This is a genomic window from Streptomyces sp. NPDC004561 (assembly GCF_053602155.1).
On sequence record NZ_JBSGDB010000129.1, the window covers coordinates 1 to 20343 of the forward strand.

Annotated in this window: 13 protein-coding genes and 4 pseudogenes; 8 read left to right on the forward strand and 9 right to left on the reverse strand. The window is 66.6% G+C overall.

Annotated features, from left to right (window positions below):
* Positions 1-133: 133 nt before the first annotated feature.
* Both ACWEN3_RS18850 and ACWEN3_RS18855 read left to right on the forward strand, forming a co-directional pair.
* A pseudogene (locus ACWEN3_RS18850) lies at positions 134-1176 on the forward strand (IS3 family transposase); the annotation flags it as partial.
* A gap of 38 nt (positions 1177-1214) precedes the next feature.
* Positions 1215-2257 (forward strand): annotated as a pseudogene (locus ACWEN3_RS18855) (IS3 family transposase); the annotation flags it as partial.
* Positions 2258-2597: 340 nt separating this feature from the next.
* Here the strand turns inward: ACWEN3_RS18855 and ACWEN3_RS18860 are convergent.
* The 4 genes from ACWEN3_RS18860 to ACWEN3_RS18875 all read right to left on the reverse strand — a co-directional run bounded on the left by ACWEN3_RS18860 (position 2598) and on the right by ACWEN3_RS18875 (position 7043).
* Positions 2598-4550 carry a DUF3732 domain-containing protein gene (locus tag ACWEN3_RS18860; protein ID WP_452971979.1) on the reverse strand — a complete coding sequence of 651 codons (1953 nt, stop codon included), beginning with the start codon at positions 4548-4550 and terminating at the stop codon, positions 2598-2600.
* A gap of 31 nt (positions 4551-4581) precedes the next feature.
* A complete protein-coding gene (locus ACWEN3_RS18865) occupies positions 4582-5058 on the reverse strand; it encodes a three component ABC system middle component (protein ID WP_452972007.1) in 477 nt (158 codons plus the stop codon).
* A 2-nt stretch (positions 5059-5060) separates the two neighbouring features.
* Positions 5061-6260 (reverse strand): ABC-three component system protein, encoded by a 1200-nt coding sequence (locus ACWEN3_RS18870; protein WP_452971981.1) that lies wholly within the window; start codon positions 6258-6260, stop codon positions 5061-5063.
* A 456-nt stretch (positions 6261-6716) separates the two neighbouring features.
* Positions 6717-7043, reverse strand: a complete 327-nt coding sequence (locus tag ACWEN3_RS18875) for a hypothetical protein (RefSeq protein ID WP_452971983.1) — start codon at positions 7041-7043, stop codon at positions 6717-6719.
* A 378-nt stretch (positions 7044-7421) separates the two neighbouring features.
* Between ACWEN3_RS18875 and ACWEN3_RS18880 the strand changes: the two genes are divergently transcribed.
* Genes ACWEN3_RS18880 through ACWEN3_RS18895 form a run of 4 tightly spaced genes read left to right on the forward strand, consistent with a single transcriptional unit; the run spans position 7422 to position 15018 of the window.
* Positions 7422-8816, forward strand: coding sequence for a toll/interleukin-1 receptor domain-containing protein (locus tag ACWEN3_RS18880; RefSeq protein WP_452971986.1), 1395 nt, complete (start codon positions 7422-7424; stop codon positions 8814-8816).
* Positions 8817-8837: 21 nt separating this feature from the next.
* Complete coding sequence (locus ACWEN3_RS18885; RefSeq protein WP_452971989.1) at positions 8838-9848, forward strand: AAA family ATPase; 1011 nt, start codon at positions 8838-8840, stop codon at positions 9846-9848.
* A 2-nt stretch (positions 9849-9850) separates the two neighbouring features.
* Positions 9851-10849: a hypothetical protein gene (locus tag ACWEN3_RS18890; RefSeq protein ID WP_452971991.1), complete on the forward strand. Its 999-nt coding sequence runs from the start codon at positions 9851-9853 to the stop codon at positions 10847-10849.
* Positions 10846-15018, forward strand: a complete 4173-nt coding sequence (locus ACWEN3_RS18895; RefSeq protein ID WP_452971993.1) for a tetratricopeptide repeat protein — start codon at positions 10846-10848, stop codon at positions 15016-15018. The genes ACWEN3_RS18890 and ACWEN3_RS18895 overlap by 4 nt, the downstream gene beginning before the upstream one ends.
* Before the next feature lie 26 nt (positions 15019-15044).
* Here ACWEN3_RS18895 and ACWEN3_RS18900 read toward each other — a convergent pair whose 3' ends face one another.
* Positions 15045-15473, reverse strand: coding sequence for a hypothetical protein (locus tag ACWEN3_RS18900; RefSeq protein WP_452971995.1), 429 nt, complete (start codon positions 15471-15473; stop codon positions 15045-15047).
* Positions 15474-15601: 128 nt separating this feature from the next.
* Complete coding sequence (locus tag ACWEN3_RS18905; RefSeq protein ID WP_452971998.1) at positions 15602-16564, reverse strand: hypothetical protein; 963 nt, start codon at positions 16562-16564, stop codon at positions 15602-15604.
* Positions 16565-17480: 916 nt separating this feature from the next.
* Here ACWEN3_RS18905 and ACWEN3_RS18910 point away from each other — a divergent pair.
* Both ACWEN3_RS18910 and ACWEN3_RS18915 read left to right on the forward strand, forming a co-directional pair.
* Positions 17481-17681: pseudogene (locus tag ACWEN3_RS18910) on the forward strand (AAA domain-containing protein); the annotation flags it as partial.
* The gene (locus ACWEN3_RS18915) at positions 17602-18060 is read left to right on the forward strand and encodes a DUF4259 domain-containing protein (protein ID WP_452972000.1); all 459 of its coding nucleotides are present in this window, start codon (positions 17602-17604) and stop codon (positions 18058-18060) included. The pseudogene ACWEN3_RS18910 and the gene ACWEN3_RS18915, both read left to right, overlap by 80 nt.
* Positions 18061-18227: 167 nt before the next feature.
* Here ACWEN3_RS18915 and ACWEN3_RS18920 read toward each other — a convergent pair whose 3' ends face one another.
* The 3 genes and pseudogenes from ACWEN3_RS18920 to ACWEN3_RS18930 all read right to left on the reverse strand — a co-directional run bounded on the left by ACWEN3_RS18920 (position 18228) and on the right by ACWEN3_RS18930 (position 20174).
* A complete protein-coding gene (locus ACWEN3_RS18920; RefSeq protein WP_452972003.1) occupies positions 18228-19289 on the reverse strand; it encodes a hypothetical protein in 1062 nt (353 codons plus the stop codon).
* Between the two features lie 190 nt (positions 19290-19479).
* A pseudogene (locus ACWEN3_RS18925) lies at positions 19480-19960 on the reverse strand (LacI family transcriptional regulator); the annotation flags it as partial.
* Between the two features lie 46 nt (positions 19961-20006).
* Positions 20007-20174 carry a hypothetical protein gene (locus ACWEN3_RS18930; RefSeq protein ID WP_452972005.1) on the reverse strand — a complete coding sequence of 56 codons (168 nt, stop codon included), beginning with the start codon at positions 20172-20174 and terminating at the stop codon, positions 20007-20009.
* Between the last annotated feature and the right edge of the window lie 169 nt (positions 20175-20343).

Below are 20343 nucleotides of genomic sequence, written 5' to 3' on the forward strand. Positions count from 1 at the left end.
CAGCCACGTGATCATTCTGGCCGTCTGGCGCTTCCCGGCGCAGCAACTGGGCGACACATCACGACAGGGCGAACGTAGCTTGATGCGGCACTAGGTGCGGCAGGCCGACGAGCAGGCCGGACGTGCTGCCGGCAGCGGTGAAAAGGGCTCCGAGAGTCGCGATGAGGAACTCGTCCGGCTGCGAGCCGAGCTGGGTCGGCTGCGCAAGGCAGAGAAGGAGTGGGAGCTCGAGCGAGAGATCCTGCGGCGGGCGGCCCAGTATTTCGCGCGGGAGATGAGGGCATGACCGACCGCTGGGACTTCATCTCCGACCATCGCGCCGACTTCCACGTACAGCGGATATGCCGGGTCCTGGGCGTCTCGCGTTCGGGCTACTACCGGTGGCTGGCCGGCACCGCAGCCCGGCAGGCCCGCCAGGTGGCCGACGACGCCCTGGTCGCCGAGATCCGCGAGATCCACGCTGACCACAAGGGCACCTACGGAGTCCGCCGGGTCCACGCCGAACTGCGGGGCTTCGGCCACACCGTCAACCGCAAGCGCGTCGAGCGGCTGATGCGCGTCAACGCAATCGAGGGCCGGCATCTGCGCAGGCGCAAGCGCACCACGGTCCCGGACAAGCTCGCGCCACCGGCTCCGGACCTGGTCCGACGCGACTTCACGGCCGGGGAACTGGACGAGAAGTGGTGCGGCGACATCACATACGTGCAGGTCGGCGGCACGTGGCTGTATCTGGCCTGCGTCCTGGACATCTGCTCGCGCCGGTTGCTGGGCTGGTCGATGGCCACCCACATGCGGACGGAACTGGTCGTCGACGCGCTGACGATGGCGGTGGCGGCCCGGGGCGGCCAGGTCGCCGGGGTGATCTTCCACGCGGACAGGGGATCGCAGTACACCTCCGCCACGTTCGCCCAGGTCAGCGAGCGTTTCGGGGTCCGCAGAAGCATGGGTCGCGTCGGGTCGAGTTACGACAACGCGCTGGCCGAATCGTTCTGGCAGGGGCTGAAGAGAGAAGCCCTGCACGGCACGTTCACGACGGTTCGTCAGGCCCGGCTGGAGATCTTCCAGTGGCTCACCTACTACAACGCCCGCAGACGCCACAGCTCGCTCGGCTACCTCTCACCTGTCGAGTTCGAACAGCAGCACCAGCGAGGACATAGACTCACACTCGCGGCATGAACCCCTGTGTCCACACTCCGGGGGTCACCTCACGGGATGCTGAGCAGGCGGCCCGGCCCGGGGCGGGCGAGGCCACCGCGATGGAGAAGGAAAACCGGCAGCTGCGGGCGCGGGTGAAGGAACTCGAGCTCGAGCGGGAGATCCTGCGGAGGGCCGCGAAGTATTTTGCGGGCGAGACCAGCTGGTGAGCAGCCGCTTCCAGTTCGTCGACGATCACCGTGGCGCCTTCGGTGTCAAGCGGCTGTGCCAGGTCCTGACCGTCTCCCGGTCCGGGTTCTACCGGTGGCTGGCCGGCGCGGACGCGCGGGCCGAGCGGGCTCGGGCCGATGCCGAGCTCGCCGAGCGCATCACCGAGATCCACACCGAGTCCGACGGCACCTACGGGGCTCCACGCGTGACAGCCGAGCTCCGTGACGAGGGTGAGCGGGTCAACCGCAAGCGGGTGGCACGCGTCATGCGGAAGTTCAACATTGTCGGACTGCACCTGCGCAAGAAGGTCCGCACCACCATCCCCGAGCCGGCGGCGACGCCGGTGCCGGACCTGCTGCGGCGCGACTTCACCGCGCTCGCACCGAACACCCGGTACGTGGGCGACATAACCTACCTGCCCATCGGAGGCGGCGAATTCCTTTACCTCGCCACGGTGTTGGACCTGTACTCGAAGCGACTGGCGGGCTGGTCGATCGCCGACCACATGCGCACCTCGCTGGTCACCGACGCGCTCAAGGCCGCGGCCGCGGTCCGGGGCGTCGGCGGCCTGCGCGGGGCGATCTTCCACAGCGACAACGGGGCGCAGTACGCCTCCAAGGAGTTCGCCCAGGTCTGCGAGGATCTCGGTGTGCTCAGGTCGCGCGGCGCGGTGGGCACCAGCGCGGACAACGCCGCCGCGGAATCGCTCAACGCATCCCTGAAACGGGAAACGCTGCAGGGGAAAAAGCGGTGGACCGGGGCGCGCGAGGCCCGGCTCGCGGTCTTCCGCTGGGCGACCCGCTACAACACTCGAAGAAGGCACTCCGGCCTCGGCCAGATCAGCCCGATCGCCTTCGAGCAACGATCAACTACGCTGGCCTCTGCCGCATGACAACCGGTGTCCACGATCAAGGGTCAGCGCCCCCCGACCGCCGTCCGGTGCCTCGCCCGCGGCGTCAGGAGACGGCAGCCGTTCGGGCAGACCTGGTCCGCTACTGTTCTATGCCTCTTCAGCATCTAGACCAAGGAATCGAAGACGCTGTAGGCGGCAGCGTCTGGGAATATGTGGAGATATCCGCTGGTTCGGTCATCGCTTCGCAGGCAGGGGGAGGTCCCGGGGTCACTGTCCGCTGCGGCCGTGCCGTGGCACCGGCGTCCAAGCCTTCGCGGGGCCCGGCTCGCGCTCGCAGAGCCTGGCCCCCTCATGAGCGGGTGTCAGTCAAGCCAGTCGTTCAGGCAAGCCAGTCGTTCGGGATCAGGGCCTTGCGCTGGCCGTCGAGCGGCCGCCAGTTCTCGACGATGGCGTCCTGGAACCAGGGCTCTTCGGTGAGGTTGGCGTGGTCGCACACGATGATCTGCAGAGCGCCTTGGTTCAGGTCGGCTACGTCTTTGAGGAGTTCGAAGTAGGCGGTGACGGTGTTCCAGTCGGCGTCCTGGACGGTGGTAGCGTCCTTGATCTTGGCGGGGAAAAAGGCCTGGGTCGGCTGGTCAAGCATGAGGAAGCCGGGGACGGGCCGGCGGTGGAGCCGGAAGTAGGTGTGCAGGGCAAGATGGGCGACCATGTGGTAGCCGATCCAGTTCTTGGCGCTGCCGATGCGGTTGAGCGGGAGGCGTCCTTGGGGGCGTCGTACGACGACGTTGAGCTGGCTGAGGCTGATTGCGACTTCGTCCGCGGAGGCGGCCTGGCCCAGGTCCAGGCGCCGGGCCCAGGCGGTCATGTTGACTGCGATGTCGGCCAGCCGACGTTCCGCCTCGGCGGCGACGTCGTCCTCGTCGATCAGGGCTTGAAGGGTGGCGACGTTCTCCTGGGCCAGGACCAGGTTGTTGCGCAGTTCACCGATGTCGCCGGCGGGTGATCCCGTACTGGCGGTGAGAGCTTGGTCGATGCGGCCCTGGATTCGGGCGATGCGCACATGCTGGTCCTGGAGGTTGCGCATGCGTTCGTCGCTGGCGGTCAGTTCCCGCAGTTGCGCCCCGTTGACCTTGAGGCGTTCGACGACGGCTGCCCGTTCGGCTTGGAGGGATCTGCGGTGCTCGTCGCGGATCGGCTGGATGCCCTGGGCCTGGTCGAGTTCTTCCGCAAGCTGCGCGGTGAGTGTGGTGATCTCTGCCGCCGAGGCATCCGGTTCCTCCAGCGGGCGGGTGCACATCGGGCAAAGCGCGGTGTCGTGGTCGCGTTCGGGTCCCAGGAGGTTGATGGTCTGCAGGCGGCCGAGCTGCAGGTGGAGTTCGCCGGTGAATGCCTCTCCTTGCTTTTGCCAGCGGTCCACGAGGGCGAGTGCCTCGTCGAGCTGCTGCAGTTGCTCGCGCAGTTGCCGTCGCTCGTCGGTCAGGCCCAGGCGTCGGTCTGTGAGGTCCACCGGGCCCACGGTGGAGACCGTGACGGTGAGCGCCTGTTCCAGGAGAGTGCGGATCTCCTCGGGGCCGGGGGCCGGGGGGACTTCCTCCAGGAGTCCTTCGCTCTGGGCGAGGCGGAGCAGGGCGACGCCGCTCGCGTCCACGGCGTCGCGGTGGCGCTGGGCGTCGTCGAGCTTGCGCTGGGCGGCGCGCTGGGCACGCTGGGCCTCGTTGAGGTGGTGACGGCGTAGGGCCTGTTCAGGGCCGGCGGCTCCGAGGAAGTAGGGCAGGGTGTCCTTGAGGGTCTGGGCGATGCCGTTCTCGGTCTGGCGGTGGAAGAGGGCCTTTTTGTCGGCGATCTCGTTCTGGTTTTGGAAGCACAGCAGGGCCGCCTGGGCGATGGAGACGTCGAATGCCTGGCGGGCGGCGCCGGTGGGCGGCTGGAAGCGGAAGTCTTCGATGCCTAGGCGGGCGCTGAGCTGGCTGCGCAGTGCGGCGACGTTCGAGTTCGGGGTCAGTTCGTCGGCGCGGGGCAGGTCGAGGGTGTCGCTGCCGGTGCGGATCATGGCCTGGGTGGTCGAGGCCCCTGCGGGGCGGGGTCGGGCCAGGAGCATGCGGCTGTCGCGGAAAGCGACCAGAAGCGCGTACCAGCCCACGGTCCGGTCGATGGGTTCGTCCGGCAGGTTGGGGGTGCTGCGGCCCAGGCAGTAGTCGACGATGTCGAGGATCTCGGACTTTCCGGTTTCGGACTCGCCGGTGAGGATGTTGAGCGCCCCGGGACGAAACCGCACGACCCTGGGGGTGGGCCGGCCGTCTCGGTGGTAGAGGGCCAGGGCGAGTAGCTGCATGGTGGTTCGTAGGCTCCTTGGGCAGAGGTGGTCAGGGGCGGACGCCGAGGAGGTTGAAGGCGAGGGCGGGCTCGACGACGGCGAGCCAGCGGCCGACGAGGCCTGCGTGGCGGGCGCAGTCCGCGACTTCCTCGTTCGGGGCTTGCGAGGCGGCCTTTGGTGTGCGGGGGCAGCTCAGTCCTGCTGCGGTGACCTCGAGGGCGTGGTGGCGTAGGGCGGTGCGCAGGCTGGCGCGGGTGTAGTCGGTCAGGGCGGCGGCCCGCGGAGCAAATGCGGCCTGGTGCTGGGGGTGTTCGGTGAGCCACGCGGACATCGTGTGGACGGCCTGGGTGGGCAGGTCCTTGCGGGTGTCGGTGGGCAGCACGAGGGGCAGCACCAGGAAGGCGCTGGGCCAGGGCAGGGGGCGGTTGGCCTTCTTGGTCGCGGCGTGGACACTGGTCGCCAGGAGGTAGGCGCCGAAGGCGGTGTTGAGCAGGGCCCGGGCTTCGGGAACGCGGTGGTTGGTCATGGTCACTGGCCTGGCTGCTCGTTGTGGTTCTGGCACAGGTCGGGGTAGTCGGGATGCCAGCCGACCGTCTCATCGTCCTCGGTGTGGGTTCGGCCGGCGAGGCTGTGTAGGGTGCCGCGTCCGATCCAACTCTCGGTGGTGCTGCCGGGGCGGGCGGGGATGCCGGCAGCCTTGTCCATGGAGTCGTCCAGGACGCGTTTGCCGACGGCCTTGCGTTCTGCGGCGGGGGTGTCGTCCTCGACCGCGTCCGTGTGGCGGGTGAAGACGTGGTCCCACTCGTCCCACAAAAGCCGCTCGTAGTCACCGAGTGCTTGCTCGGTGATCGTGAAGTCCCGCAGCCATGCGGAGCGCTGGGCGCGGGCGTAGTGGTAGTCGCGCAGGTGGCTGGCGATGGTGCGGTCCTTCAGGCCGATCCACTGCATCTGTGCAACGACCAGGTCAGTCTTGTAGGCGGCGATCTCGGCCTGGGTGAGGCGGCGCAGCGTCTCGGTGATGGGCAGGTTCTTTCCCGTGAACCGGTCGAGGGCCTCTTCGAGTCGGCACTGCAGTTCCTGGGCGGTCACCGAGGCCCGGCTCCGGGTTCGGTCCAGCAACTCCACGGCCATGCCGTACCACCAGCCCTTGATGTCGTCGAGGATGGCGCGGGCGTGCTGGCCAGGCCTGATCCCCAGTGCGCGGGCCAGCTTAGAGTCGAGGTCTGACATCAGCGGCGACGCGTCGTTAATCTCTATAGCCGCGACAAGCCGGTAGCGCTGTGCGGGGGTGAGGTCGGTGAACTTTTTGCGGTCGTCCGCGGTGTTGCCGGGCTCGGCTGCCTGGGCGACCTCCTCCATGCCGGCCAGGGCATCGTCCACGGACCGCCCAGGGCCGGGGCGGAGCAGGTGGAGGAAGGTGCCTTCGGCCGCGACCTGGGTGGTGGCCAGCCGCAGCAGAGGCATAGTCCCGTCGGACAGCCGTCCCAACACGGTCAGTGCGTCGATCCAGGAGGCGACCGAGCGCCAGAAGTCCTTGCCCGTCTCGCTCAGCCGTCCGGCCCGCTCACGGTGTTTGGACTGCAGCAGTACGAACGGGTCGTCGCTGTCCTGGTACAGGAACTCGATGTCGTCGAGGACTTCCATGCGGACTTCGACCGTGATGTCGTCCCAGCTGTGCTCGGCGAGCTCCAGCAGGGCCAGTTCGCACTGGTAGAGGTATCCGGTCATCTGGCCTGCCGCCGAATGCGACCCTGCTTGCGCCACGTTCCCCACTACCGGTCGTGTCTGTCTGGGCCGCGCAAGTCCCACCCCTGCGGCCAGCCGGACGGGCAACGCTGCTTGTGAAAAGCCGCTTTGCCCTGCGAGAGCGGTCTCGCCGCTCTCGCAGGGAAAAATAGCAGCCACAGCGCATTCCTCTGCAAGCCTGCAGGAAGCGCACAACGCCCTGCGAGCAGGCTCATACGGTGCACGCCGCTTGACGTCCGGTGCGAGGGGTTGACCCTGCGCAGTGCAGTGAGTGCCCGTCAGCACGAGCAGGACCGATCGCCCATGGTTTCTCGAACGCGTAGTCCGGCTCCGGCACACCGCCTTTGGCAGGTCAGGCAACACACCGCTGCGGCGCCTCAGCAGCCGGTGCCCGCACCTCCGCCTCCCGGTCGTTCGCGATCCTCGCGCAACCGAGGGTCAGGCTGCTGGAGAAGCAGGGCGGGCCACTCGGGCAGGCTCGTCGTGCGGAAGCATGCCCGCCGCGTCGATGAGGGTCACCACAACGGAGTACAGGTCTTCTCCGGCACGGTTGGCGAGCCCGTTGTGGCGCTGCGCCACGGAAAACCCTGCGCCCGAGATCAGGTCTGCGAGCTGCAGCGAGGAGTGCTGCGTGGACTGTCCTCGCACCAGTTGTCCCAGATGCACTCCTCTGGAGAGGTGGCGAAACTCGGGATGTCCGCGGTCACGGGCTTCCGTCTCGATGAGGTCGAAGGTGGCATCCGACAGGGCTCTTTGGTCGTCCACCAGCGTGTTGACTCTGCCCAGTCTTCGAGACAAGTTCGCGGTGATCGCGGCAACGGCCGGCAGAGAGGCCGGTGGTGGTCACGGTGGGCGGCGACCACGGCGGGCAGCGAGGCGTAGGTAGCGTAGGCGGTGACCGGGCCGGAGCGGGACGGAGTGGCGAGGGCGGCCAGCTCGCCGGGGTCGGTGGTTAGGGGGTGTCGGCACCCAGTGGTTCGTGGTCGAGGGCCTGGTGTGCCGAGCACACGGCGATGGTGGCGCCTTTGCGTCCGGTACGGGCGTGTGTAGGGAGCCGTATATAAGTTGCTGACAATCTGCGCTGAAGTCGGTACGCAGAGGTCGTGTGTCTAGCACAATTTCTACGCATCGGCTGATGCGGCCTTGCGGCCGCCAGTCCGGTGCAGGGGGAGGGGCAACCCTCGTTGGTACAGAGGGAGTACGGCTCTGAAGATCTTCATCAGCCATGGGGGCGAGGGCACGGATGAGTGCGTGGACGAGGCCCTCAGCATGATAGTACCGGCGTTAGAGAGCCGCGGGTACGACGTCTTCACCGATGTGGAAAAGCTTCGTGGCGGTGACGCGTGGAACGAGGTCCTCTACGAGGAGATGTATCTGTGCGATGCCGCGATCGTTCTCCTGGGACCGCAGACCATCGCGACATCGCAATGGGTCCGGCTTGAGTCGGACGTTCTCATGGGACGGCACGTGGTGCGCAGCCTGCGGACCGTGCTGCCCGGGATCCTTGGCACGGAAGACACCGCCAGCGCTCGGAGGCGCGGCTTTGGCGCTCTGCTCAAAGTTCAAGCCGTCTTACGCCGCCGGAAGCTGAGGCCACTGCCTGAGGACGGGGGCGTTGCACAGTTCGTGGAGTGGGTGGTCAGCGAGTTCGCGCCTGTGGCCGAACCTGTGGCTGATCGGCCCTTTTTGGACTGGGTTAAGCGCGTCTCATCCTTTCTCAGGACGTCGCGTGAGCGGAACCCCGACACGCTTGCCGACGCCGCTGTCCTGTTGCAGTGCAGCACGGCCGAGTTGGTGCATGTTCGCGCGAAGGTCGGCGCCGAACTGTTCCTCGCGCACCTTATGCTCAAGGCCGCCGCTTCGGCGGTTGCGGACGAGGCCGCCGAGGCCGCCGAGGCCACGCTGCCTCAAGCCGTTGCTGCCCTGCGTGCCGGCCTGGCGGGCAGCCAGCTGCAACAGTTGTCCGAAGAGCTTCTGCCGAGCTGGGTGGATCCCGATGCGGCCGCGCACTTCGTCCAGGACATGACCAGCGAAGCCGCCGAGCGACGCCCTGTCGTGTTCTTCCAAGCCTGGGAGGAGTGGACGGCGCGCCAGCACGTCTTGCGGGCTGTGGACAACAAACCGGACGGTTTCCGCCTGGGCCAGCTTCCTCCGATCGATGAAGTGCCGCACGACGAGGGCAGTCCGGTCACGGAACTCCTGGACGCATGCCTGGCAGCACTTCGCAAGGTTTTCTGCGTGCCTCCGCGCATGCCCCTCGACGAGAGGACCGTACAGCGGGGCCGGCTGCCGCAGTACCTCGTCATCAATACGGCCGACTACTCGCTCGGGGACGTGGCGCACGTGGTGAACACGCTCCATGGCATGTTCGCGTGGTTGTTCGTGATCGTTCTCGTCCCCAAGGACATACCTGGCACCGATGAGCTGCGTGGTCTTGATCTGACACGTGCTGCCGCGGTGAAACTGCCGGTGGGGCAGGAACAGCGTGCCTACAGCTTGAAATGCAGTCTCGAGTCGGTGGTTCAGCCCACCGGATGAATGCTGATCGTAGGGAGAATAATGGCGAATGTGGTGGGCGGCCCTCAGGTTCACGTCCCAGACCGCGATGACGGCGAGGTCTACGTCATGCCTGATGCCTTGGACCTGGCCGTCCGGGTCGCTCTGGCTGCGGGACGTCCGCTCCTTCTGCGCGGCAAACCTGGTTCGGGTAAGAGTTCCATGGCTCCGTTCGTCGCTCGGCAGCGTGGCTGGCGCTTTTACAGTTTTGTGGTGACGTCTCAGACGAGGGCCCGCGACCTGCAGTGGACCTTTGACGGGGTACGGCGCCTTGCCGAAGCTCAGTCCAGGCCGTTGTTGGGCAGGAGCGGCTCCAAGCATCTGAATCCGGACCTGCATGTGGAACCGGGGCCTTTATGGTGGGCTTTCGCACCGAAAGCGGCGGCTCAGCACGTCCTGGCGATGCAGCAAGCACGCGGCGGTCTGACTCCGGATGGCTGGCAGCATCCAATGCAGAGGCAGAACGCCGACCGCTCTGCTGAACACGCGGTCGTGCTCATCGACGAAATCGACAAGGCGGATCCCGACGTACCCAACGGGCTCCTGGCCCCGCTGGCGATGAATGGTTTCACGGTGGCCGAGTCCGGTACGAGGGTGGAGTTCGAAGCCGCCGGCAACACACCGCAGGAGCGTCCGTTCCACCGGAACCTCGTCGTCATCACGACGAATGAGGAACGTGAACTTCCGCAAGCCTTCCTCCGCCGCTGTGTCATCGCCAAGCTTGTCCCGCCTTCTGAGGTGGAGGAGCTGGTACGGATCGCACGTGAACATCTGCAGGTGCGTCTGGGTGAGGTCAGCGAGCGAGATGTCGAACTGGCCACAGCCTTGGCCACCGAGCTGAAGGCCGTGCGCGATTCGGCACGCCAGGAGGGCGTGCGGGAGCCGAGCACTGCCGAGTACCTTGATGCGTTCTGGGCCTGCCGGGCGCTGGACATCGAGGTGAAGAAGGACGATGAGAGGTGGCAGGCCGTACGCGGACTGACCCTTGTCAAGCCGCAGCAGCTTGGGGCTTGAGTATGGCGGGGGTAGAGGGCGAGCAGCTGGACTGGCCACGTGGTCTCTCGGAAATCTGGATCGCGGATATGGCTCACGTGGTCACGTCACTGGAAGTCGCTGCTTCTGACAACGAGCAGCGATCGGCGATCGCAGGCCTGCTGGGTATGGACTCCCCCGAACCGGCCCGCCAGGCGACCCAGCCTGCCCGACACAGCCAGGCTCCCTCGGCTGCTGCCGCAGCCGTCCGCCCGAACAGCCAGCCCGAGCCGACCGAGGTGCCGGCTGCACCACCGCGCAGATCACCCGACGAACCCACCTCGTTGCTTACTCCGCTCAGTTCAGTTCATGGCACGCCGCGGGTGTGGGGGGAACCCATGCTGCAGCCCGTGCAAGCCGATCAGGACAGAAGTCCCCTGCCGTACCAGTCCTTGCTGCCTCCCAGCTCCGAGGCAGCGACTTTGCATGTACTGCTGTCCCGTACGGTGCCCGAAGGGCCAGTCGACCTTGAGCGGCTCGTCGACCAAATGGCGGGGAATGTCGCGGTGGAAACGCTGCCCCGTTCGCCGGTTCGCACACTGCGCTTCGGGGTTCAGATCCTGGTTGATCTCGGCGAGGGCATGGAGCCGTTTCTCCGCGACGAGATGGAACTCGTGGACCGGGTGACTGCCATTGCGGGGCAACACGGTTGCCAAGTTCGCTACTTCTCCGGCTGCCCATTGCACCGCAGTGGTGAAGGCGCCGGGTGGACGTGGAAGCAGTATCGGCCTCCGGCCAAAGGGGCAAAGGTGCTTGTGCTCAGTGACTTCGGGTGCAACAGAGACAGCAGCAGAAGCGCTGCGGAACGTCTGCGTAAGGACTGGCAGGAGGCCGTCAAGATCATGCATCGCAGCGGCTGCCCGGTAGTGGGACTGGCGCCTCTCCCCCAGAAGCGGATTCCTTCCTGGCTGTCGTCGTTGATGCCCGTGCTGTCCTGGGACCGTTCAATGACCACAGCCCAGGCCCAGGTCCGGCTGTCATGAGTACGGGATTCGTGCGTATCCCCGGTTTCGTTTCGGATATGCCGGGTGTGGAGGAGATGCCGGACGCTGTACGACGGCTGGCAGTTTTGCTCAGTGTCGCCACACGGATCGAGCCCGAACTGATCCGGGCCGTCAGGGTCGGAATCCGGCCTGGCCTCGATGTGGGTGCCGAATCGGCACTATGGTTCGGCGCCTGGGCTCACCGTAACTCAGCCGAGTACATGGCTTTTCGCCCTTCGCTGCTCGCCCCTCTACGGGAAGCGCTGCGCGAAGAGCTGCAGGCGAGCGGTGACGGGGACGCGGTGCGGCAAACCGGTGACATCGTCTTTCGCATGCACCATGGCCTGTCCCCCGTGCTTGCCTTGGAAGAACAGGTGACTTGGGCTGCCGTCCTGGCCGATGCCGGACTCGGTGGAGCAGAGGCGAACACCGATCAGCAATCCGAGGTCGATCGCCTTCTCGAGCGCGTGTTACGGGCGGCTGTTGAGGCACCCGAGCGACGTGAAGGGCTGCGTCGCTGGTTCACTGGTGCCTGGCACCGGTTTCCCGACCGGGTACGCCAGACTCCCACTGCGCTGGAGCTGTTCCAGGTCCTGGCGCTGGCCGAGCGCCGCCTCTCGGCGCCCGCTCGGGCCGCGGTTCCCGAGGGAGTTGAGGACGTGGCTCTGCCTGTACGGCATGACGGTGCCTACATCACCGTCGGGGAGCCCGGGTGGCCGGCCGAGAGCATTCTGGTTCCCGATACTCAGCCTCGTGTGCTGGAGGTCACCGGCGATCTGTCCGCATGGGAGACGGCCCAGAAAATCCGTGTGCCCCGCTCAGGGCAGGTGAGACTGGCGGTCGCGCACGTGCCGGTCTACCTGCGCACGGGCCGGGGGCACGTCTATCAGGTAGGGGCCCCGCACAGTTTTGACGCTGCAGGCTATCCGGCACGAGTTGCCGCCGGATCACGCGACCGCGGGCTGCTGGGGGGACGCGTCAGCAACCTCCGCGACGGTGATGCCGTGCGATTCGGTGTCAGGCCTCTGATCATGAGGCGCGCTGGCACGCGTCCCTCCGACTACCGGCATCCGCAGCACGAGGTGCGCTGCGATCCGGTTCCGTACTCCGCGCACGCAGCGGACACGCGGCTGGGCGCGGCATTACGCAGGGCCAGTGCAGCGAGTTGCTTGCTGGTGGTGGAAGGCGAGCCGGCCAGCGGGCGTACGCGCACGACGTGGGAGGCCATGCGGCAGGCACTGCCCCACTGGTGGGTGTGGTGCCCAAGGCTGCTGGGGAGAGCCGAGACACTGATTGACGCCGTGGTGCAGGACGAGCTCGGGGCAGACACGGTGGTGTGGCTGGATGATCTCGACCTCCTCCTTTCTGATCCTGTAAAGGGTGAGCAGGTCGCTGATGCTCTGGAAAAGCTCCTCACCGACCCTGCGTGCCGTCCGGTGCTGCTGTTGGCCACCTCTGCGCCGGGTGCCAAGAACCGGTCGGAGATGGGCGAGCGGGCGCTCGCTCTACTGAGTCGCGCGGTACCGTTTACACTTTCGGAGCCGCCACTGTCGTCCCGGCCCTTCTTGGGTACCGGTCCCCTGGTGTCTGCCATCACGTCCGCGCAACCCCAGTACAGAGTTTTCCCGGAGGAGCAGCTGCCCCCGCTTCTGGCCAGCTTTTGCGGGCGGACCACCGAGTTGGCTCAGCTTTTTTCGGTTCTAGGCGATGCTGCTCCGTCCGCGTTTGCCGTCGTTGCCGGCTTTTCCGGAACGGGCAAAAGTGCGCTAGCGAGAAAGGCGGTCAGTGAAGCGCGGGCCCGCGGGTGGTTCACCGGCGGTGTGCTGTGGATGGACCTCGTCGGTCAGCCGTTTACCCCGGCACGGTTGCTGTCCCGGCTGGGCATTGACAAAGAGGCTCAGCCTGCCGATGAAGCGGGCCGTTGGGCGGTGTGTTCCTCACTGTTGCATCAGCTGACCGACGCCGGTCAACTGCCCGTTCTGATTGTCGTGGACAACGCTTCATCCTGGGAGTTCGACGATCTTCCCTCTCTGGCACCGGGGATATCGGTACTGGTCACCTCACGCGGCGTTGGCGGTGGGGGGCCCAGAAGCGTCCAGCCGCTGGTGCTCGGACCGCTGACTGATTCCGAGGCCATCCAGGTGCTCGCCATGGAGCTCAAGAGGCGTGGCCCAGACGACGCCGCAGTGTCTTCGCAGGACCTGCGCCGCTTGGCCAAGGCATGCGGGGGACTGCCCCTGGCGCTCACCATCGCTGCCGCGCAACTGGCCAATGGCCGGAGGGTGCGTGATCTTGCAGATGCCCTTGAGCGGTGGCCTGCTGATTCCACCGTGCTGGCCGGCGGTGGCCAATCCGTCGGCGCCGCGCTCCAATGGTCCGTCGCACGGCTCACGCCTGTACAGAAGAGAGCTTTTCGGCTGCTGTCTCTGCACCCCACCTCTGCATTCAGCTCGGCTGCCGCTGCCGCAGTGCTGGGCCGTTCACCGGACCGGATCCTGCGCAGGCTGGCGCAGGCCCACCTGCTTCAGTACGAGTCGCATGAGCGTCGCTGGCGGATGCATGACCTGATCATGCGCTATGCGCGCAGCCTGGGAGAAGCCCATGCCGTCGACGACGAGCGGGAGGAAGCCTTTGACCGGTTGATGGAGCACTACCTGCAACATGCAGAGGCGGCCGATGCCTGGCTACGGGAAGAGAACCCGTCAACGGCGTCACCATTCGCTTCACGCAAGCAGGCCCTGGCGTGGATGGTTGGCGAGCGGGCAAGTCTCGTGGCGGCAGTCGACCGCTGCCTGGAAACAGGCCGACACCGTTGGGCTGCCTCCATTGCGCTGGCGCTTGCAGAGTTCCTAACCGGAGGTCAGCACTTCGAGGATCTCCTGCACGTCATGCGGGCCGTTCTCGAATCCTCGGCCCCCACCGCTGACGACCGGTATACGCGTGCTGCCGCGCTGAACAATTTTGCTCTTGCGATGGGTAAGACCGGAAATTTCAGCGAAGCGATGTCCGCACTGAAACGGGCCGCGGAGCTGCACCACAAGCTGCGTGAAGGCCATAGTGCCTATATCGTCATGCTGCGCAATCTTGCCTCGACCCTACTCGTCAGCAACCGCCCGCAAGACGCTGTCGTTGCGCTGTACCGAGCGGCAGAGTCCTGTCAGGGGCCGGCCGACGTGGCCGTGCGTGCCCAGGTCCTAGGCCAACTGGGCATCGCGCTGCTGGAGGCCGAAGAACCCCAGCAGGCTATCGCTCCCCTTAGAGAGACCTTGGACCTGCTGGCTCAGACCGATGCCCCCGTCCTGGACCGCGCCATGCTGTACGGCCGTCTTGGAACAGCTCTGGCACGCTCTGGTGAGCGCGGCGAGGCGCGAGCGATTCTGGCCGAGGCAGCTGAGCTCTGCAACCGTGACGAGAGTGGCGACCAGCCTCGTCGGGCCGCGGTGAGGGAAACTCTCGGGCGGGCCATGCTGGAAAGCGGCCTGTTCACTCCGGCAGCTCTGCTATTGGGCGAGGCTGCCGCTGACTACCGAGAGCTGGAAAATCTGCGCAGCGCAGCCCGAGCCCATAATGATCAGGGACTGGCGCTGCTGGAGACGGGCAACGGTTACGACGCACTGCATGCGCTGGAGGAGGCCCAGTACCTCTACCTTCACCTAGGTGACGAGGTGCGAGCCGCCCAGTGCAACAACAACGTGGGGAAAGTCCTGCGACGCCTGGGACAGCATGCTGCCGCCATCGAGGCTCTCACGCCCACGGCACAAGCATTGATGCAGGCCGGCGATGAAGCGGGAGCAGCAGAAGCGCTGCTGAATCTGGGACTCGCCCAGCTGGCCGAGGGGCTCACAGGGCATGCACAGGAATCGCTCTCCGCCAGCGCTGATCTCCATGGCGCGGTGGGGAACCTCACCAGCCGGGCGCATGCTCTGCTGGGTCTGGGCCGGGCTGCGCTGAGTGCTGATGACCCTCACGCGATCGACCATTTGCAGCTGGCCATCGAGGCCTTCCGGCAGGCCCCATCCTCGGACGGCAAGATCGATGCACTGCTGCTGCTAAGTGATGTGCTGGACATGTCTGGGCGCAAGGAGGAAGCACGCGCGGCACTGAGGGAAGCTTTGGAGTCCGAGGAACAACCGGGGGCAGAAGGAGCCGGCACTCCGCTTACCAGATGAGGTACGCCGGCCCGGTGGCGGGAAGGTCAGCCTTTGCGCTGGCGGCCTTCCGGCCCATAGGTGACGAAGCTGATGCCGCTGATCACACTGGTCTGCAGGACTGACCCCTGAGCAGCTGAGGCCACTGCTTGCAGGGGCGGTTCATCCTGTAGCGACCGGCTGCGGGCTTCGTTTCCCCACGCTTCGAGGGCCTTTCTGAATTGGGGATCATGTCCGGCCCTGCGCTCGAGGACTTCGGCAAGAGCTTCGGCATTTGCCTCGCTGGTAGGGACAGCCGACAAAGCGTTGAGTTCCCTCATCCCGGGCGCATTGGATGATGTTGACTGCGACGTGCCGGGAGCATATGCCACTAAGGCCGTCAGGCGACGCCAGACGTCGGGTCCCGGCGCCTCGGTGGCACGCACAGCGGCGGTGAGTGCTGCTTTGACCAGCAATGCTGGCGAGAGTGAGTCCATCGCATTCCCCCTTCACTATCGGCCATCATTCAGGACAATAATGGATGAATCACGCTTCTACCGCCTCTCAGGCGACGCGCCCGTGTTTTACCCGCACCACGGTAGCGGGAAGCCCCAGCTAAGGGGGCTCACTGAGGCGAACCAGACCCGCCAGAGGGCGCCTGTGCTGGCGAGGCCAACGGGTCCCCACCCGCGGGCGTTACAGGCACAGCACCCGCACGCAGACGTTCAAAGACCAGATCGAAGGTGAAACCGGCACTGAAGCCCAGTGGCACGGTGAAGAACAGCAAGCGACGCACGTCCAGGTGGTCGAGCAGATCCGGGAGGGCCAGCAGCTGAGAAGCGCAATAGAGCAGCACCGAGACGACTCCCGCGCCCAGTCCCCGCACCGCCGACTGCAGCCAGCCCGCCCCGGCCTCGAAGGTGTGCCTGATCAGCGCGCCCCCCACCGCGGCCAGCAGAGGAGCGGCCACAAAGACAGCCAGCCGCCGAGCGCCTGCCGGACCCGGCGCTCCCGCACCAACCAGCAGCCCCAACGCCCCCAAAAGGCATATCACCGCCACAAGCAGCCCGGAATTCAGCCGCCAGACCTTGGACCGCCCCTCGCGCTCTGCCCGCGCTTCCGCTTCCTGCCGGCGCCGACGCTGCGTCAGCAGACATGCCACCAGGCGGGAGGCCGAGCTAGTGCGCCAGTCATCCCCCATGAGCGCGATGTCGTCGTCATCCGTGTCGTTGCGGACCTTGTCGAGGTTCACCCATACCTGACCCGCGCCTCCCCCGAACGCTGCAACCGGTATCACCGGAATACGCTGAGACATGGCAATGATTCCGGCAATCCGCGTCGATTGCCCCCCACCCACCAGCAACACCCCGTCAGACGTCAGTAGCCTGCGATAGTAGGCCACCTCCCACTCCCCGCTGGTATCGCGCACCGTCTCCACGGTGACGCAGCTCCCCTCGGGCAAAGCGAAATCCACGTCCCGATGGCGCGGCGGATAGGCTGCGACATGGCCAGGCGCCTCGGACGTGCATGCCTCCGCATAGCCGTGGACGACGTCCCGCTCGATGTACGTGGGTTTGCTGGAGAACACGGCTAAATCGCACCCGGCACGTGCCAACTCCTGCCCCAACAGACGACACGCCTCACGAGCTTGTTCGACGGACTTCAGCTGCGGCGTGAATACACGTTCGGCTGCGACACTACCTACAACTGCAACTACCGGGCGCGAGAGCCGTGTTGAAGACATAAGCCAGTGTACCGATGAAGATCCTGCCACCGACCCCACCAGCCTCACCCGACGAAAAAACATCAGTACGAAATGAACCGCAGGACGGGCTTCAATCCCCCAAGCCGTGGAGCGGCTGTTCGCCCACCGCGCGACGACCAGGCGCGCTGCCTCGGGAGTCACCTCACGGGCAGGTCCAGCGCAGGTCCCCCGAGTCGGGACAGATCCGCCATGACCTGACCATTCCAGTCCGGACCAGTTGATCGAGCCCATGGCGCGCAGGAGAAAACGACGGCGGCCCGCCTCCACTCGACGTCGCCTTTTGGCACACGGACACTTGAGCCGGCATGAGCCCATCGCACTGCGCAGTCAGGGCGTAGGCCCGGCGTACGCGCCAGGTGCCTGCTGAATCATGCACTCGGGCATACTCGTTGTTTCGAAGAGACCGCAGCTCTGGCGCCTGGCAATCAGTGGCAGTGTTCCTGTATTTCCATTGGTGACAGGTGGCGGGGAGATGACGGTTCGGAGGCGAGTCGTCATGGTCAGATCTGCTGACCTGATGGCCTGCAGTCCAGCACTTTGGCCTGCGCGGGAAGTTGATGGGCTGCGGCCTGTTTTGTGCTGTTCCCGCTCGATCTGCTCCCGGCTGTGACCCAGGGAGCAGATCGGCCGTCTGCCGGTGTCCCAGATGTCGCAGTCGAAGAAACCGACCAGGAGGGCGCCGGCCGTGCGGGGGTGGCACAAGTAGCGGGCTACCCGAACCGGCAACCCGAGCGCGCCGGGCGTGGCGGTGGACACCGCGAACCGGCTGCAGGGCCGCGAGTTCGAGGTCGTCATCGTCGTATACCCGCTGTCCGGCCGCCGTGATGCCACCGCCTTCCACCTGGAGGCCGGGCGGCTGTGTGTGCTCGCCTCCCGTCACCGGCAGGCATGCATCGTCGTCGCCCGCGAGGGCATCGCCGACCTTTTGCGGAACCGGCCCGTTCGACAGCGACCTCGCCGCAGACTTCGTCGATGGACTTGAGGGACTCACCCACCAGCAGGTTATTGACGTGCTGGGGCGGGCATTCCAGCGAGTCACCGGCTCGGGAGAACGCGTCGATGGCGGAGACGGGGCCAAAGCCGTTGCCGCCAGCACCCTCCCGGACAGCCCCATCGTGATTGACCCCGATGACGGCCCCAGGGAACCGCTGCCCAAACTGCCAGAGTCCCTTCGCGCGTCGGCGAGACTCGCACTGGACCGGGTTCTCCAGGGCGGATCAGGATTGGCAACCGGCTGGGTGGACAGCGCCGACGCCGACCAGTGGCGCCAGGAAGTGCGACAGATCCTCCAAGCACTCGAAACACCCACTGATCACTAATCGTGACTGCTTCGACGGAAGTCGTGCCAGAACCCAAAAATCGACAGCAGATGTTCAGCAATTTCGACAGCACCCGGCGCGCTTCTTGTTCGATAGAGGCCAGGCCCGAGCCCAGACTTCTGGCCGCGGCAACAGCCGACGCCGAGCGGTGGCGCCCGGCGACCGGGTCAGGACGACCAGCAGGTGTAGGTGAACCAGGTCTGGACCTCGTCGGCGGACAGTACACGAGTCAGCTCGGCCGTCCCCGGGAGCATCGGGAAGAACCGGTCGGCGTTCCAACTGCGCGGGTACATCGGCTCGTCCAGCACGAGTAGGCGGCGTCCCTCCACAACGGGGACGTCGTCGGGCAGCCCCTCGTTCCAGATCCGCTCCCCGTCCGGGGCGAGGAGTTCGAAGGCCCCGGTCGCGACGGTCCCGGTGCGCCCCTGGGCGGGCTCGGGGTCCGTGGCCAGGTGGACGCTCTCCGCCGACGGTGCGGTGCCGGGCACGTGGCCGCCGCCGATGAGCACGTGGGCGAGCAGCGTGTGCAACTGGAAGTTGTCCCCGATGCCGCCGATGCGCACTTCGAACCCGGTCCGGGTGGGCCGGTGCAGTACCACCAGGGGCTCGTCGTCCAGGATCGCCAGCGCGTAGGCCAGGCACTTGAGGTCGTGGCGCTCCAGGGCCGCCAGGTCGCGGCAGGCGGGGAGGAGCGCGGATGCGTGCCGACGGCGCACCTCGGTGCTGCGGCACAGCACGGCCAGCGCGGGGGGCTGCCACTGCTCGACCGAGCACCAGGCCAGCGCCAGCCGCAACGCCTCGTGCGCCTCGCCACCCAGCCGGGCCATCAGCGCGTCGTCGATGATCTTCTCGTCGGCCTCCGGCAGTTCGTCCCCGGCACCGCCGGCGGCGGCCCAGCGGCGGGCGAACTCCAGGGCATCGAGCAGGTCCCGGTGGGTGCCGTCGAGGATCGGCTCCGCACAGGCCGCCGGATCGGCACCGTGCTCCACGCAGAAGCCGGCCATCGTCGCCAGCATCGAGCGCGGGCCGGTGGGCGGAAAGGCGGGGAGTAGCGCGGCCAACCGGGGTCCCACCGGCACGCATTCGGTGCCCTTCGCCGACTGCAGAGCACTCATCGCCGCGTTGAACGCACGCTCGGTGCGGCCACCGTTGCGAGCGGCCACTGCCTGCTCCAGCTCTGATATGACGGCGGCCAGGTCCGCGGCCTTCTGCTTCCTTCTGAAGATCACCGGCACACCTTAGGCCCGAGGCCTGACAGGTGTCATCAGGCCACCGTCGTTCGAAGATTCAGGACCGCTCCGTGCCGTCGAAACTTTTGCTGTCGGTTCTCGTGAACAGAGCCAGGGGCGGGAGGGTGCGGGAGGCGGGTGCTCATGTGGGCGGCGTGCAGGAGCGGGTCGAAGGTCCGCCAGTCGGCCAGGGCCAGGTAGGCGGTGGTCGACAGATGGGTGTATGTGCCCGTGAGCAGGCCGATGCAGCGGGCGCCGACGTCGGCGAGGTGGTCGAGGATGCCGAGGACGGTGGCCTCGTGGTCGTTGTCGACCCAGGCGGTCACGGGGATCCCACCGGGTGGGCGGCCCACGGAAACGACCGACAGCCCTTGGCGGATCAGCTCGCTGGCCAACAGGTCCTGGTCGGAGGGGTCGATGACGACAGTGCCGTCCAGGGCGACGTTGGACCACACGTCGTGGCGGGAGGTCGCGGGCAGGATAACCAGGGCGTAGCCGCGGGCGAGGACGGTGGAGGTAGCGGCGCGCGCCAGTTCGGCGAAGTCGGTGAAGGTGAAGGGGTCGTCCCCGTACGTGGTCACGGTCAGACCGATCAGCCCCGACCTGCCGGTACGGAGGGTGCGGGCGGCGGCCGAGGGCCGGTACCCCAGCCGTTCGGCCACCTCGCGGACACGGCTTGATGGCGAGCTGTCACCAAGCCCGAGGAACAGGCACAGGTCAGCGTCTGCGGGACCAGCCAGCGCCGATTCCGGCCACGTGCAGGGCCAGAGCCGTCAGCCCCAGCAGCATCACGTTCGTCGAAGAAAACGCATGATTGGTGCTGAGATCCGCCGCGTTGATCAGAAACGACACGAAGAACAGCACCGCCGCGACTATGCCAAGCATGGAATTGGGCTCCTCTCACAAGGGGGTGAAACCCGTATGCCCGGCCATCGCCCACGCAGACGCCGAAAGGACAGTGAACCGCCCCGGGTTCGGTAGAGATCTCAGATTGTGGTTGTGACCTGGGGTTTCGTGAGTTCCGTGTAGTAGTTGGCTTCGTACTCGACGGGCG

Excerpts from the sequence above, each read along its gene's own strand:
- ACWEN3_RS18870 (WP_452971981.1), bottom strand. The coding sequence starts at position 6,260 with ATGACCGGATACCTCTACCAGTGCGAACTGGCCCTGCTGGAGCTCGCC.
- ACWEN3_RS18865 (WP_452972007.1), bottom strand. The coding sequence starts at position 5,058 with ATGACCAACCACCGCGTTCCCGAAGCCCGGGCCCTGCTCAACACCGCC.
- ACWEN3_RS18930 (WP_452972005.1), bottom strand. The coding sequence starts at position 20,174 with ATGCTTGGCATAGTCGCGGCGGTGCTGTTCTTCGTGTCGTTTCTGATC.
- ACWEN3_RS18895 (WP_452971993.1), top strand. The coding sequence starts at position 10,846 with ATGAGTACGGGATTCGTGCGTATCCCCGGTTTCGTTTCGGATATGCCG.
- ACWEN3_RS18860 (WP_452971979.1), bottom strand. The coding sequence starts at position 4,550 with ATGCAGCTACTCGCCCTGGCCCTCTACCACCGAGACGGCCGGCCCACC.
- ACWEN3_RS18900 (WP_452971995.1), bottom strand. The coding sequence starts at position 15,473 with ATGGACTCACTCTCGCCAGCATTGCTGGTCAAAGCAGCACTCACCGCC.
- ACWEN3_RS18890 (WP_452971991.1), top strand. The coding sequence starts at position 9,851 with ATGGCGGGGGTAGAGGGCGAGCAGCTGGACTGGCCACGTGGTCTCTCG.
- ACWEN3_RS18885 (WP_452971989.1), top strand. The coding sequence starts at position 8,838 with ATGGCGAATGTGGTGGGCGGCCCTCAGGTTCACGTCCCAGACCGCGAT.